Source organism: Verrucosispora sp. WMMA2121 (genome assembly GCF_027460185.1).
In the GTDB taxonomy this organism is placed as follows: Bacteria; Actinomycetota; Actinomycetes; order Mycobacteriales; family Micromonosporaceae; genus Micromonospora; species Micromonospora palythoicola.
The window spans coordinates 4,174,500-4,189,524 of the sequence record NZ_JAPZBH010000006.1 but is presented as its reverse complement, the minus strand read 5'-3'; the positions used below and the strand labels follow the sequence as shown (position 1 = coordinate 4,189,524).

11 protein-coding genes and 1 pseudogene are annotated in these 15,025 nt (G+C 71.3%); 7 read left to right on the top strand and 5 right to left on the bottom strand.

The window, feature by feature from the left end; translation table 11 throughout:
- Positions 1 to 431: 431 nt before the first annotated feature.
- A complete protein-coding gene (locus O7605_RS27795) occupies positions 432 to 1,631 on the bottom strand; it encodes an ROK family transcriptional regulator (RefSeq protein WP_269741918.1) in 1,200 nt (399 codons plus the stop codon).
- Between the two features lie 150 nt (positions 1,632 to 1,781).
- On the opposite strand from O7605_RS27795, the gene O7605_RS27790 reads away from it, so the two are divergent.
- From O7605_RS27790 to O7605_RS27775, 4 genes are all read left to right on the top strand, one after another.
- Entirely contained in the window at positions 1,782 to 3,077 is a 1,296-nt protein-coding gene (locus O7605_RS27790; protein ID WP_269741917.1) for an ABC transporter substrate-binding protein, read from the top strand.
- 65 nt (positions 3,078 to 3,142) lie between these two features.
- Positions 3,143 to 4,120: a carbohydrate ABC transporter permease gene (locus tag O7605_RS27785; RefSeq protein ID WP_269741916.1), complete on the top strand. Its 978-nt coding sequence runs from the start codon at positions 3,143 to 3,145 to the stop codon at positions 4,118 to 4,120.
- Positions 4,113 to 4,952: a carbohydrate ABC transporter permease gene (locus tag O7605_RS27780; protein WP_269741915.1), complete on the top strand. Its 840-nt coding sequence runs from the start codon at positions 4,113 to 4,115 to the stop codon at positions 4,950 to 4,952. Before O7605_RS27785 ends, O7605_RS27780 begins: the two co-directional genes overlap by 8 nt.
- On the top strand, positions 4,949 to 6,364 hold the full coding sequence (locus O7605_RS27775) for a GH1 family beta-glucosidase (RefSeq protein ID WP_269741914.1): 1,416 nt from the start codon (positions 4,949 to 4,951) through the stop codon (positions 6,362 to 6,364). Before O7605_RS27780 ends, O7605_RS27775 begins: the two co-directional genes overlap by 4 nt.
- Before the next feature lie 86 nt (positions 6,365 to 6,450).
- Here the strand turns inward: O7605_RS27775 and O7605_RS27770 are convergent, their stop codons facing one another.
- Positions 6,451 to 7,407, bottom strand: coding sequence for a hypothetical protein (locus O7605_RS27770; RefSeq protein ID WP_269741913.1), 957 nt, complete (start codon positions 7,405 to 7,407; stop codon positions 6,451 to 6,453).
- A 119-nt stretch (positions 7,408 to 7,526) separates the two neighbouring features.
- A complete protein-coding gene (locus O7605_RS27765) occupies positions 7,527 to 9,617 on the bottom strand; it encodes a glycoside hydrolase (RefSeq protein ID WP_269741912.1) in 2,091 nt (696 codons plus the stop codon).
- 225 nt (positions 9,618 to 9,842) lie between these two features.
- Between O7605_RS27765 and O7605_RS27760 the strand changes: the two genes are divergently transcribed.
- A complete protein-coding gene (locus O7605_RS27760; RefSeq protein WP_269741911.1) occupies positions 9,843 to 10,568 on the top strand; it encodes a DinB family protein in 726 nt (241 codons plus the stop codon).
- Between the two features lie 126 nt (positions 10,569 to 10,694).
- Here O7605_RS27760 and O7605_RS27755 read toward each other — a convergent pair.
- Both O7605_RS27755 and rph read right to left on the bottom strand, forming a co-directional pair.
- Positions 10,695 to 10,853 (bottom strand): annotated as a pseudogene (locus tag O7605_RS27755) (mycothiol transferase); the annotation flags it as partial.
- A 36-nt stretch (positions 10,854 to 10,889) separates the two neighbouring features.
- Positions 10,890 to 13,550 (bottom strand): rifamycin-inactivating phosphotransferase, encoded by a 2,661-nt coding sequence (gene rph, locus O7605_RS27750; protein WP_269741910.1) that lies wholly within the window; start codon positions 13,548 to 13,550, stop codon positions 10,890 to 10,892.
- Positions 13,551 to 13,730: 180 nt separating this feature from the next.
- Here rph and O7605_RS27745 point away from each other — a divergent pair, with 180 nt between their 5' ends.
- Together O7605_RS27745 and O7605_RS27740 are read left to right on the top strand one after the other, a co-directional pair.
- A complete protein-coding gene (locus O7605_RS27745) occupies positions 13,731 to 14,396 on the top strand; it encodes an ATP-dependent endonuclease (protein WP_269741909.1) in 666 nt (221 codons plus the stop codon).
- 55 nt (positions 14,397 to 14,451) lie between these two features.
- Positions 14,452 to 14,919 (top strand): NUDIX hydrolase, encoded by a 468-nt coding sequence (locus O7605_RS27740; protein WP_269741908.1) that lies wholly within the window; start codon positions 14,452 to 14,454, stop codon positions 14,917 to 14,919.
- Positions 14,920 to 15,025 lie beyond the last annotated feature (106 nt).

Here is a 15,025-nt window from a genome sequence, read left to right as displayed (position 1 = left end):
TTGCGGCGACGTTGCGTCGCCGTCAAGACATCGATCTGCATTCGCCCTGTTGATGACACTGGGTGAGCCTCACTGAGCGGTCGCCTTCGGCCGCCCTTTCCACCTGCACTCGCCGCGCTTTGCTCTGCTTCAATCCACGCAATAGCCGTTGAGCAGCGGCGGCGCGTTGGAGGTGATGCGCCGCTCGACCGCGTGGCGCGACGGAGCGTGACCGTTGCGTCGGTTGAAGCAGAGCAAAGCGTGCCGTGGGTAGCAGGCCGGTCGGACGTGATGTCGCCGAGGGTGACGGGTCGGCGGACCGGGTCGCCGGGATTCCCGCGCGGGTAGAAGTGCCCGCGGGAAAGGGCTGCCCGCCGTCGTATGACGCTCCGGCCGAGGCGGTGGCGGGCGGCCTGCCGGGTGTCCGGGGCCTGCGGCGGTGAGGGTCTCCGTCAGCGGCGGGTGCCGCCGTTGGCGAGCAGGCGGGCGATGGGCAGGGTGGCGGCGCCGAGCGCGACCGCGTCGACGCCGAGCCGGCCCAGTTCGATGGTGGTCTGCGCGTACGGTGCGCGCAGGGCCTGGCGGCCGGCGGCCGCGCGGATGGCGGGCAGCAGTCCGCCCAGCGCCATCGCGGCCCAGCCGCCCAGCACCACCCGCTCCGGGTTGAACAGGTTGATCAGGTTGGCCACACCGGCGCCCAGGTAGTCGGCGGTCTCGTCGAGGACCCGCCGCGCGGTCTCCGATTTCTCCGCCGCCGCGACCAGCGCGCCGAGCTGGGACTCCTCGTCCTCGCCGGGTACCGGTCGGCCGCGCCGGGCCTCCCGGTAGCGGTCGATGACCGCCTCGGCGCCGACGTACGCCTCCAGGCAACCGCGGGCGCCGCAGCGGCAGGGCCGGCCGCCGTACACCAGGGTGGTGTGACCCCATTCGCCGGCGCTGCTGGAGGCACCCCGGTAGGTGACGCCGTTTGTCACCACGGCCGCGCCGACGCCGGACCCGACCAGGGCGAACACGGCGTGCCGGGCGCCCCGCCCGGCGCCGAACCACATCTCCGCCTGGCCGAGGGTCTTCGCGCCGTTGTCGAGGTGCAGCGGCAGGTCGGTGCCCTCGGCGATCAGCCGTTGCAGCGGCACCCGGTGCCAGCCCAGGGTCTGCGCGTCCACGATCGCCTGGCTGCCCTGCTCGACCACCCCGGATACACCGACGCCGACGCCGAGCACCTCGGACCGGGGGATCCCCGAGTCGGCCAGCACCCGGTCGATGCCGGCCAGCACGTGCCCGGCCACCGTCGCCGGCTTGGTGCCGTTGTGTTCCAGCGGGTACTCGACGCTGCCCAGCACGGTCATCGTGAGGTCGAACAGTTCGACGCGTACCCGGGTCTCGCCCACGTCGACGCCGACCACGACGGCGTGGCGCGGCGCCACCCGCAGCATCATGCTCGGCCGGCCACCGTCGGACTCGGCGGCGCCGGCCTCCATCACCAGCCCCTCGTCGATCAGGTCGCCGACCACGTTGCTGACCGCGGGCTGGCTGAGCCCGGTGGCCCGGACGAGATCCTGCCGGGTCAGCGGGCCGTCGAGGAAGATCCGGGACAGCAGGGCCGACCGGTTGCGCAACCGGACGCTGCGGTTCGTCGCCCGCGCCAGCTCCACGTGTCACCTCATCCCGTCGGCCGCTCCCGGGCGACTGTACGACCCCGTGCTTGACGACCCTCCGCCGAACCATTTTAATGACGACATTAATTAAGCCGTGATGTAACTCTCTCCTCCACCACCACGACCCTGAGACCGAAGGGGCAGACCGTGTCGAGACGACACCTCGCGATGCTCACCGCGACCGTCCTGGCCGCCGCGTCGCTGACCGCCTGCGGCTCCGGCGACGAGCCGGGCGACGGCGGCACGACCCTCACGTACTGGGCCAGCAACCAGGGCGCCAGTCTGGAGGCCGACAAGGAGATCCTCCAGCCGGAGCTGGACAAGTTCGAACAGCAGACCGGCATCAAGGTCAACGTCGAGGTCGTGCCCTGGTCCGACCTGCTCAACCGACTGCTGGCCGCCGCCACCACCGGGCAGGGCCCGGACGTGGTGAACATCGGCAACACCTGGTCGGCCTCGCTGCAGGCCACCGGCGCGCTCGTCGAGTTCGACGACGCCACCCTCGACAAGGTCGGCGGGAAGGACCGCTTCGTCCCGGCCGCGCTCGCCGCCGCCGGAGCGCCCGACAAACCGCCGGCCGCCGTACCGCTCTACAGCCTCGCCTACGCGCTGTACTACAACAAGCAGTCCTTCGCCGACGCCGGCATCACCGCCCCGCCGACCACCTGGGAGGAAATGGCCGAGGTCGGCCGGAAGCTCACCGGCGACGGCAAGTGGGGCCTCGCCGTGGAGGGCGCCAACCCGTCGGAGAACGCCCACCACGCCTTCACCTTCGCTCAGCAGTACGGCGGGGAGTGGTTCGACGCCGCCGGGCAGCCGACCTTCGACACCCCGCAGAACGTCGCCGCCGTCAAGCGCTACATCGACCTGATGGCCGTCGACAAGATCGTCAACCCGAGCAACGCCGAGTACGCGCAGAACCAGTCCGTCTCCGACTTCGCCAACGGCAAGGCCGCGATGCTGCTCTGGCAGGCCGCCGGCGCGAACCTCCAGTCACAGAACATGGCGGCCGACGCCTACGGGGTGGCCCCGGTGCCCTTCCTGGCCAACCCGCCGGCCGGTGGCAAACAGGTCAACAGCATGGTCGCCGGCATCAACATCGCCGTGTTCAAGCACACCAGGAACCTCGACGGGGCGTTGGAGTTCGTCAAGTTCATGACCAGCGACACCGAGCAGGTCACGTTGAACAAGACGTACGGCTCGCTGCCGGCGGTCGGCACCGTCGCGGCCGACCCCGCCTTCGCCGCCGACGAACAGAAGGTGCTCGCGCAGACCCTGGCCACCACCGCGGCACCGCTGCCGCAGGTGCCCGAGGAGAGCACCTTCGAGACGCTCGTCGGCACCGCCATCAAGGAACTCTTCGCCGACGCGGCCAGCGGCAGGCCGGTCACCGAGGACAGCGTCCGGGAGAAGCTGACCCGGGCCCAGCAGCAGATGCGCTGACCACGGACCGCTGGCCGTGGGAGGTGCCGCCGACCCTCCCACGGCCAGCCCGCGAAGGGACCTCGATGACCACCACCACCTCGCCACCCGCCGCCGACCGGGCCGCCGGCACCGGCCGGCCCGCCCGCCCCGCAGCCCGCCGGCCCCGCCGGTCCCTGCTGCCGTACCTGCTGCTCGCCCCGGCCGTCGTGCTGGAGCTGGCGATCCACGTCGTCCCGATGCTCGTCGGTGCCTGGATGAGCCTGCTGGAGCTGACCCAGTTCCACATCCGCGACTGGTCCGGGGCACCCTTCGTCGGGCTGGACAACTACCGGGTGGTGTTCGACGTCGACTCCGCCGCCGGAGCCGAGCTGCTGCGCTCGTTCCGGGTCACCGTGCTCTACACGGTGCTGTCGGTCGGCCTGTCCTGGACGCTCGGCACCACCGCCGCGGTGCTGCTGCAGCGACCGTTCCGGGGCCGGGCCGTCCTGCGGGCGCTCTTCCTCACCCCGTACGCCCTGCCGGTCTACACCGCGGTGATCACCTGGACCTTCCTCTTCCAGCGCGACACCGGCCTGGTCAACCACGTCCTGGTCGACCAGCTGGGCCTGGTCGACCAGGCACCGTTCTGGCTGATCGGCGACAACAGCTTCGTGGCCCTGCTGATCGTCTCGATCTGGCGGACCTGGCCGTTCGCCTTCCTCTGCGTGATGGCGGGTCTGCAGAACATCCCGGACGAGCTGTACGAGGCCGCCGCGATGGACGGCGCCGGGTTCTGGCGACGGCTGCGCTCGGTCACCCTGCCGATGCTGCGCCCGGTGAACCTGGTGCTGTTGCTGGTGCTCTTCCTCTGGACCTTCAACGACTTCAACACCCCGTACGTCCTCTTCGGCGGCTCCGCACCGGCCGAGGCCGACCTCATCTCGCTGCACATCTACCGCAGCTCGTTCCAGACCTGGGACTTCGGCACCGGCTCGGCCATGTCGGTGGTGCTGCTGCTGTTCCTGCTCCTGGTCACCGCCGGATACCTGTTGCTGACCAACCGACGGAGGAACGATGCGTGAGACCGCCGCCGAACGCTGGTCGCGCCGGATCGTGCTGACCCTGCTCGCCGGCTTCGTCCTCGTCCCGCTCTACGTGATGGTCAGCTCGGCGATCAAACCGTTGCAGGACGTGCAGGGCGCCTTCACCTGGTGGCCCCGGCGTCCCACCCTGCAGGCGTTCGTGGACATGTGGTCGACCGTGCCGCTCGGCCGTTACCTGCTCAACAGCCTGCTGGTGGCCAGTGTCGCCGCCATCTTCTCGGTCAGCGTGGCCATCTTCGCCGCGTACGCGGTCAGCCGGTACCGGTTCCGGGGTCGGCAGGTCTTCTCGGTGACCGTGCTGTCGACCCAGATGTTTCCCGGCATCCTGTTCCTGTTGCCGCTGTTCCTGATCTACGTCAACCTCGGCAACGCCACCGGCATCGCGCTCTACGCCAGCCGCACCGGCCTGATCATCACCTACCTCACCTTCTCGCTGCCGTTCTCGATCTGGATGCTGGTCGGCTACTTCGACTCGATCCCGCGCGGGCTGGACGAGGCGGCCCAGGTCGACGGCGCCGGCCCGCTGCGCACCCTGTTCCAGGTGGTGCTGCCGGCCGCCGTGCCCGGCGTGGTCGCGGTGACCGTGTACGCCTTCATGACCGCCTGGGGCGAGGTGCTGTTCGCCTCGGTGCTGACCAACGAGGACAGTCGCACCCTCGCCGTCGGTCTCCAGGGCTACTCCACCCAGTTCAACGTCTACTGGAACCAGGTGATGGCCGCCTCGTTGGTGGTGAGCGTTCCGGTGGTCGCCGGGTTCCTGGCCCTGCAGCGCTACTTCGTCGCCGGCCTCACCGCCGGAGCGGTCAAGTGAGCCCGTCCACCACCAGAACCGAGGAGAACCCGCCCGTGCCGGACCTGTCCACGCTGCCGCCCGACTTCCGCTGGGGTGTCGCCACCTCGGCCTACCAGATCGAGGGCGCCGTCACCGCCGACGGTCGCAGACCCTCCATCTGGGACACCTTCTGCACCCGGCCGGGCGCCATCGACAACGGCGACACCGGGGAGATGGCCTGCGAGCACTACCACCGGTGGCCGCAGGACGTGGCGCTGATGCGGGGCCTCGGCGTCGGTGCGTACCGTTTCTCGGTGGCCTGGCCCCGGGTCCGTCCCGACGGGGTCGGCCGGGTCAACGCCGCCGGCCTGGACTTCTACGACCGCCTGACCGACGGGCTGCTGGCCGCCGGTATCCGGCCGTACGTCACCCTCTACCACTGGGACCTGCCGCAGGCGTTGCAGGACCGCGGTGGCTGGCCGCGCCGGGAGACCGCGGCGGCGTTCGCCGACTACGCCGCGGTGGTCGCGGCCCGGCTCGGCGACCGGGTGAGCGACTGGTGCACCGTCAACGAGCCGCTCTGCATCGCCTGGATCGGCCACCTGGAAGGGCGGATGGCCCCGGGGGAGCGGGATCTGGGCCGGGCCGTGTCCGCCGCGCACCACGTGCTGCTCGGCCACGGCCTGGCCACCGCCGCGATCCGGGCCCACGCCGACCGGCCGGCCTCGATCGGCCCGGTGCTGAACCTCAGCCCCATCGACGCGGCCAGCGACCGCCCCGCCGACGTGGCCGCCGCCCAACGGCTGGACGGGCACGTCAACCGTTGGTGGCTGGACCCGCTGCACGGTCGCGGCTACCCGGCCGACATGGTCGCCACCTACGGTGTCGAGCCGCCGGTACGTGGCGACGACCTCGCGGTGATCGCCGCACCGGCCGACTTCCTCGGCGTCAACTACTACTTCCGGCAGGTGGCGGCCGACGACCCGGACGGACCGGCACCGTACGCCCGGCAGGTCCCGGTGCCCGGCGCGGCGCACACCGCGATGGACTGGGAGGTACACCCCGATGGCCTGGAGCGGTTGCTGGTCGAGGTGAGCCGGGAGTACGCCCCGGCCCGGATCCTGGTCACCGAGAGCGGCTCGGCCTGGCCGGACACGGTCACCGCCGACGGCAGGGTCGACGACACCGAGCGCACCGACCACCTGGAACGGCACCTGGCGGCCTGCGCCGCGGCGGTCGGCCGGGGTGTGCCGCTGGCCGGCTACTTCGCCTGGTCACTGCTGGACAACTTCGAATGGGCGTACGGCTACGACAAGCGGTTCGGTCTGGTGCACGTCGACTACGCCACCCAACGGCGGACGGTCAAGGCCAGCGGCCACCGCTACGCCGAGTTGATCCGCTCCCACCAGCGGCGCACTGCGACGGCGGACACCGTCGCGGTGCGCGGATAGGCGGGCCGACGGGGCCCGGGACGCCCCGGGTGCCGCGCCGGGCGGCACCCGGGGCACCCGCGCGTCTGTCGCCGGCCCCCCGGAGGTCAGGATTCGGGCTCGTCCTGCCGCTTCGGCAGCGCCCACGGGTCGGTCGGGATGGTCAGGACGAAGATCTCGTCGGCTCGGGCGCGTAGCTTGCGGGCCAGGGCCTGACTGGCGAGGCTGAAGCCGATGGTGAAGCTGTCGGTCGTCCCGGCGTTGGGTGTCACCGTGTCGGCCTGCTGGCGTAACTCCCCGGCCAGCGCGTTGCGCCAGCGTATCTCGGGCTCGGTGAGCCCATGGTTCGCCTGCTCCTCGGCGAGCCGCTGCCAGAGCGACAGCACCTCGTCCTCCCTGGCCCGCAGGGCGTCCAGTGTCTCGGACAGGGTGTCGATCTCCGGTAGCGCGGCCAGCACGAGATCGGCGACGGTTGACGCCAGCTCGGTCGAGTTCACCCCGGTGTCGAGACCGTAGCGGACGAGTTCGTTGCCGACGAGGATCCGCCGATGGTGCTCTCGGGCAGCCGGATCGGACGGCAGCCCCGCGACGCGTGACTCGACGGCGAGCCGTACCGAGTTGGGGCGGTCGTCCGGCACCGAAGCCGCCGGGCTGTCGCCGGCGGGATCCGGGCGCGACCGCGGGGGCACGGTGGCGGCGCGTGCCTCCAGGGAACGCAGGAACGCCGCACTTCCGGCGGCGAATCCGACGGCGTAGGGGCCGGTCCTCGTCGCGGTGTTTCGCCGCAACAGCCGGGCCTCATCCCGCAACGCCTCGCCGAGGTCGGTCCCCGGCGGCGGCAGTTCGACCGTCCAGGGGGTGCGGTCCAACTCCGTCCGTATCCGCTCGATCGTCTGCTCCATCGTGGCCTGGGCGGCGCGGGCGTCGTCGAGTAGACGCAGGTCGGGCAGGACGTCGAGGATCTCGCGGGCCATCGCCAACGGCACGTCGGCGGCGGTCCCGGGCAGCGCCCTGGCCAGGACCTTCGCCACGGTGCTGCGGCGCTGCTGATCTGCGTCGACCATTCCCGACCTCTTCCCTGCGACGGCCAGACGGTCGACCGCAGCGGTCACCCGACGCCCTCGGCGGATCGACCCGTCTGTCGAGGACTCTACTGAAGCCGCTGAATGGCCACCGCTGGTGCTCAGTCGCTGAATTCGACGCGGTCGACGGTGAAGAGGGTGCCGTCACCACCGGTGAAGACCAGGTGCAGGTCGTGGAAGCCGTTCGCCGCCGACGGGCTGGTGTCGATCGCCGTCGTCGCGGTGACCCAGTCGGTGCCGGAGCCCGACGGTACGCTCATCGAGCCGACGAGCGGTCCGTCCGGGCTGCCGATGCGTGCCTCGATCACGCCACCCGCCTTCGGGGCGACTGTGGCGTGCAGGCGCAGTTGACCCTTCTGGTCGGCGAAGCCCGCCGCCGAGCCGTCCGCGAAGTTGACGTTCGCCCAGCGCAGGTGGCTTCCGTCGCGTACGCCCGTGACGACCTTGCCGTGCTCGGGTGTGGTGGTCACCCGCAGGCCGGCGGACTGCCCGTCGTTCTCCTCGGCCAGATAGGTGGAGAAGACGTCCTTGCGGTCGGGCAGCGCCGGCAGCTCGGACCACTTCGGCACGAACGTGGTGACGCTGCGGCCACGGAGGTTCGCGTGGAAGGACCCGCCGTGGATGCGGATGTCGGCAAGCTTCTTCATGTTCTCGCTGCCCGACGTGCGGTACGGCACCACCGACGGACGTGGACCCGTGCCGGCGGCGACGTGGGAGACGCACTCGCCCTGGTGGCGGAACGTCGGGTTGACGAAGTGGGCCCACCCGCCCTTCCGGCAGTCGCGCCTGGTCTCCGGCGGCAGCGGGAAGCCGCCGGTGAGATCGACGGTCAGCGGGACGTCGTCCGCGTTGTTGTTGACCACCACGACCGTGAAGTCGTGCGTCGCCTCGTCCTTGTACGCGGTGACCGTGACCCCGGGTGACGGGGTGCTGGTGGCGCCGATCATCACGTCACCCGGGTCGAGGAACCGGCTGTACTGACCGAAGGTGTAGTACCGCTTGAAGATGCGGTACTGGCCGTTCTCGGTCGGGTTGCCGCTCTGCGGGGTGCCGGTGTTGACCAGTCGGATCAGGTCCGAGCCGTCCGCGCCGTTGTTCGCCACCGGCCACCACCAGAAGTATCCGCTCAGCCGGGTCTCGTCGAACAGGTTGCCGATCAGGGTCGCGTAGCGCAGGCCGTCGCTGATCGTGTTGTTGACGAACAACCTGTCACGCGGTGCGCCCTGGTTCATGTACTCGGTCTGCCAGATGGTCTTGCCCAGCGTGTGTGAGGTGGTGAAGGCGGTGGGCGCGGCCCGGGTGGCGTCGTCGATCAGCCCGGCGTAGCCGTGCGCCGCCACCACGTCGACGTACCGGTTCGCCGCCGGGTCGCTGATCGCGGGCAGCGCGTACCCCTCGTGGAAGCCGACGCCCTCGCCGAGCACGATCTTCGCGGTCACGCCCCGTCGCGCGAACGTGGGACCGAGGTGGTCGCGGACCAGGACCCGCAGCTCCTCGGCGGTCCATTGGCAACTGGAGTACCCGGTGGAGAGGTCGGGTTCGTTGGTCGGCGAGAGGTGGGTGATCCGGATCCCGAACTCGCGTTCGTAGCCGAGCACGTACTCCGCGAGGTAGTCCGCGAACGCCTGGTACATCTCGGGTCGGAGCTTGTTCGGTGCGCCGGTGGGGCTGGCGGAGGTCACGCTGTTGTTCTGTTTCATCCACGCCGGCGGGCTCCACACGCTGGCGAGGATCGTCTCGACGCCGCGCGCCTGCGCCTGCCGCATCAGCCAGACCTGGTACGCGTCGAAGTCGGCCTTGCGCTGCGGCCAGTCGGGTCGGTCCCACACGAAGACGCCCGGCTCGGGGGCGATCGTCTGCGTCGGGCCGTCGTAGAGCTGGTCGCCCCACCCGCCGCCGTCGCCGACCATCACCCGTACGATGTCCAGGCCGATCCCGGCCCGGTCGTCGAAGACCATGTCGAGCATCTGGGTGGTGAGTGGCTCGCCGAGCCGCTGGATCCCGCCGGCCTTGTGGAACGCGAACGACCCGCCGAAGCCGTCGACCCGCTGCCGTTCGGCGCTCCAGTCGACCACGACGGTGGGTGTGGTGGCGGGTGGGTGCGCGGGGCTGCTCACCGCTGTCGAGACCACCAGGCTGCCCGCCGCCACCAGGGCGGTGGCCAGCCGGATCCGCCACACCGTCCGTCGCATCGAGGATCCCCCCGTCGCCGCAACCACCCGGCGGTACGGCCGGCGGGAACGTGGCCGGCCCACCATCGCGACGTCGCGGGTGGTGATCCATTGACGTCGGCGAATCAAGGCTATGGGTTCGCGTACCGGCGGGCAAGGTGGGCGGCGGTACGGATCGGTGACTGGGACGGCGGTGTCGCACCTCGGCGTTACTCTCGCCGCGATTCGTTCACGGGAGGAGTCCGGATGGTGCAGGAGTTCGTCGATCGGGATCTGGCGGGGGCACGGTTCATCAGGTCGACGTTGGCCGGAGCGGTCATGCGCAGCGTCGAGGTGCGCGGGCTCGACATCGACGCACCCTGGTTGGCAGAGGGGTCGCTGCTGGTCAACGGGGTCGACGTCGTGCCGTTGGTCGAGGCCGAGCTGAACCGGCGGTTCCCGGGTCGGGAGCTGAGGCAGGCCGACGATCCGGAGGGACTGCGGGCGGCGTGGGCGGCGCTCGAACGGGCCTGGGCGGCGGCGGTCGAGCGGGCGACCGCGATGCCGGCCGGCGCCGTCGACACCTCGGTCGACGGCGAGTGGACCTTCGCCCAGACGCTGCGTCACCTCGCCTTCGCCGCCGACGCCTGGCTCGGCAAGGCGGTGCTGCGCCTTCCGCAGCCCTTCCACCCGCTCGGGCAGCCGCACGCCGAGTACGCGATGGACGGCTTCGACACCTCGATCTTCGCCGCGAGGCAGCCGGCGCTGGCCGAGGTCCTCGACCTGCGAGCCGAACGGCAGGCCATGGTCCGCGGGTTCCTCGCCACCGTCACCCCGCAGATGCTTGCCGAGCCTCGACGCAACCCCTGGTCGGCCGAGGACGAGGTGTCGGTCCTGCGCTGCCTGCACGTGATCATCGGCGAGGAGTGGGAGCACCTCCGCTTCGCCCTGCGCGACCTCATGACGATCGACACTGCCCGGGCCGGCGGCTGACGCGATGTACTGAGTCCCGCCGGAGAGCCCGGCAGGCGACAGGAAGAAGTCACGTGGCCCTGTGGGTGGGCGCCGGCGGCGCGGTCGTCTTCCTGTCCCTGCCCCTCGCCGCGGCGATCGGAGCGTTCACACTGCCCACCGGGTGAGGGCGTCTCGAAGCAGGTCCAGGTGTCCGCGGTGCTGGGCGGTCTCCTCGATCATGTGCACGAAGATCCACCGGAGGCTCACCGGCCCGCCGCCGAACGACGGCTTCGCCGCTCGATCGCTGAGGTTCGCACAGGTGGCGGCCGCGCGCCGCCTGCCACGTCATGGGGAGGGCGTCTATCGGGACAGGATCTCCACGTAGCCGTCGGTGGCGTGCACCCGGATCCGCTGCCCGTCGCGGATCAGCCGGGTGGCGTCTGCCACTCCGACCACGGCGGGCAGGCCGTACTCCCGGGCGATCACCGCGCCGTGGGTCATCAGTCCACCAACCTCCGTCACCAGGCCGGCGGCGGCGACGAACAGGGGCGTCCAACTGGGATCGGTGTGGGCGGTGACGAGGATGTCGCCCGGTCCCAGGTCGGCCCGGCCGAGGTCCAGGATGATCCGGGCGCGTCCTTCCACCGTCCCGCTGGAGACCGGCAGGCCGACCAGGGCACCGGCCGGCACGTCGTCGCGCCGGTACGCCCCGTCGACGGCCTCACCGTCCGAGGTGAGCACTCGCGGCGGCCGGAGTGCCTGGTACGACCGGAACTCCTCCCGGCGTTGACGGATGAGCCGGTCGTCGACCTGGTTGGTGCGCACGGCGTCGTGGAACTCGTCGACAGTGAGGAAGAAGACGTCCTCCCTGTCGCGGATCACCTGCGCCAGCGCCAGGCGATCGGCCTCGTCCAGCAGCGCCTGCTTGTAGAGGAAGTAGCGGCTGATGATGTCGTACTTCGGGTACTCCCGGTAGCCGGCGAAGGTCCGGACCCGGTCGATCATCCGCTCGGTCTCGGCGGCCTTGCGCGCCCCGTCCGGCAGAGCCCGCAGCCGGGACAGCACCTCACGCGCCTTCTGCTCCGCGGCCTGCCGTCCCCGCTCGAAACGACGCTCGGCGGCACCCGGCTCGGCGTGCCGGACGTGTTCCAGCAGCACCGGCAGCAGGGTGGTGGGACGTTCGCGCCACCGTGGCCTGGTGATGTCGATCTCGCCGACGCAGCGCATGCCGTACCGGTCGAGGTACGCCTCGATGGCCTGCCGCGCCTCGGTGCCGCCGGGCAGCTTCGGCAACTCGTCGAGAAAACCCTCGTCCTCGACGCCGTGCAGGTACGCCACCACCTCGGGATGCGGGCGGATCACGTCGGCGACGTCGAGCAGCGCCAGTCCCATCTCCGACGTCACGTTGCCGGGAGCGGAGAGGGTGAGCGTGTCCGCCGCGTTCCTCTCACCCAGCCACTCCCGGAGGTGCTCGTTGAGCCACCAGGTGGCCTCCATCCCGGCCATGATGACCTGCATGCTCAGCGGGTCACCGAGTATCCGTTTGTGCTCGTCGAAGGCGCTGGTCAGGAATTCGAACAACGCCGTGCCGGTCTTCGTCCGGATCTCGCGACCCAGGGCGGCGATGGACGCCTGGCTGCGCTCGACCAGCCCGGCGACGATGGCCGGATCCGGGTCGATCGGAGGTACCGCCGGGCCGGCTGCCGCCGCGGCCCGCACCGCGCCGACCTCGGCCCCGACGGCCGGGGCCCCGGCGAGCCCTGCGTCCGGCCGCGTCGGGATGAAGTCGCGGCCGAGGACGGTTTCGAGGGCGTCCCTGACCAGCGGATCGCCCCTACCCATGAGTTCCAGGAGGGCGTTGCGGGTTGCGGGGGAGGTCAGCCGCTGGGTGACGTCGACGAACAGCCGCCCGCCGGCCGCCTGCATCGGTGCCATGGCCGTCGACCGCCACATCGACAGACCCAGCGGCTTCATCGCGTCGGTCATCATCTGCTGATGGCCGACCGAGACGTAGACGCGATTGTTCCCGTCGCCGGCCGGGACGGGGAACAGTGTCGTGATGGGCCGGGTCTGCACGATCTGGAAGTCGTCGTCGGCCAGGCACCATTCGATGTCCTGCGGGCTGCCGAAGTGCGCTTCGACTCGCCGCCCGAGCTGGACGAGTCGTACGACCTGGGTGTCCGTCAGCGCCGGCTGGCCCCGCTGCTGCGGGTCGACGGCCTGTTCCCGGGTACCTCCGGCGGGTAGGGCGTGGATCGCCCGCTGCTTGGTGGCGACGGTCCGGCTGACGATCTCGCCGTCGCGTACCTTGAACACGTCCGGGTTGACCAGACCGGAGACCAGGGCCTCACCGAGACCGAAGCCGGCGTCCACGGAGCAGACCCGGCGGTCGCCGGTGACGGGATCGGCCGTGAACAGGATGCCGGCCGCGTCCGGGAGCACCAGCTGCTGCACCACGACGGCCATCTGGACCGTACGGTGGTCGACGCCGTTGCGCTGCCGGTAGGTCACCGCGCGCTCGCTGAACAGCGACGCCCAGCACCGGCGGACGTGTTCGACGACCGCGGTCGGCCCGACCACGTTGAGGTACGTGTCGTGCTGGCCGGCGAAGGAGGCCGTCGGCAGGTCCTCGGCGGTCGCGCTGGACCGGACGGCGTACCCGGCCCGCCCGTCGAGTTCGTCGACGGAACCGCTGATCGCCGCCGCCAGATCGGCCGGCACGGGCACGGCCCGGATGGCGTGCCGGATCTCGGCGCCGAGTGCCCGAACGGCCTCCCGATCGTCCGGGCTGCGCCGGGCCAGCCGATCGAGCAGATCGTCGATCGACGGCACCTCCGCCAGGATCCGTCGGAAGGCCTGGGTCGTGACGCAGAAGCCGGCCGGCACGTGGACGCCGTCGATCCGCGACAACGCCCCCAGGTGCGCCCCCTTACCGCCCACGACGTCGACCCGCGTCTCATCGATGTCGGGCAGGCGCACCACGTACCGCCCGGTCGTCTCGTCCGTCGTCAGCTCCCGCACGGTGTGCCCCGTTTCTTCGTCAGTGCCGCGTCCGGCCGACGATTCTGCGGCAGAACCCGGGTCTTGCCACAAGCCCCCCGGTGCGCTATACGTTAGGAGTGGCAGGGAGGTGACTCTCTGCCTTTTGTCTTTGTCGCCCGTCGCGGGGCTCCGCCTCCGGCCGGACGGGGAGGCCAACCAATGGATGTCACCTCGCGCCGCGAGCCGCCCCGGGCCGGCCTCGACGGGCCGTTGGGCGGTAACGCCGCCTCGATGCGGGCCACCGCCCGCGCGCTGGCCCGGGCCGAGTCCGCCGAGGCCGCGGTGCTCGTCGAGGGCATCAGCGACCAGATCGCCCTGGAGACCTTGGCGGCCGGCCGTGGCCGCGATCTCGACGCCGAGCGGATCGTCATCGTCCCGATCGGCGGCGCCCACGCGATCGGTCGCTTCCTGACCAGGTTGGGCCCGCCGGGCGTCGGCTTACGCCTCGCCGGCCTCTGCGACCTGCGGGAGGAGGAGATCTTCCGGCGCGGGCTGACCGAGGCGGGCGTCGGTACGCCCCGCACCCGTACCGACCTGGCGCAGCTCGGCGTCTTCGTCTGCGTCGACGACCTGGAGGACGAGCTGATCCGGGCGGTCGGCAACCCGGCCGTCGAAGCCCTCTTCGAGGCTCAGGGCGACCTGCGGCTGTTCCGTGGGTTCCAGAGCCAGCCCGCCTGGCGTGGTCGGGATCCCGAGGCGCAGCTGTGGCGGTTCCTGCGCAGCAGTTCGCGCCGCAACCTGCGCTACGCCCGGCTGCTCGTCGAGGCCGCCGTCGCCCGGGGCACCGTGCCGCAGCCGCTCGACGCGCTGCTCGCCAGCGTATGAACAGCGTGGTGGCGTGGTCGGCGTCCCGGGGTCGCGCACGGGGACCTCTGCCGGGATGAGTTTCCGGCTGGCCGCCTACGCCGTGTGCATCGACGCCGAGCGGGTGCTGCTCGTCCGGTGTGTGGCGCCGTCGGGCGAGACGACCTGGTCCCTTCCGGGCGGCCGGGTCGAGCACGCGGAGGATCCGTTCGATGCGGTGCTCCGGGAGGTTGCCGAGGAGACCGGCTGCGCCGCGGTGGTCGACCGCCTGCTGGGCGTGGACTCCAGGGTGATCCCCGCCGCCGAGGCGCGGTCCGGACGCGAGCACCAGAACGTGGGCATTTTCTACCAGGTCCGCATCATGGGAGGGGTCCTTCGGCCGGAGCCGAACGGTGCGACTGCCGAGCCGGTCTGGACCCCGCTACCGGATGTGGTGCAGTTGCGCCGATCCTCCCTCGTGGACGTCGGCCTCGCCCTGGCGCGGACGCGCCCGGCGACCGGGCACGTCGCGCCGGTCCCGGTCGGCGGCCTCATCGCGCACTGAAATGGCATTTGGCCGTCGGCTCACGGTCCGTGACCCATGGCAGCGGCGCAAGAGATCTGGAGCGCCAGGTCGTGTCGTGTCGACCTACCGCTCCTGAGGGCCTCGG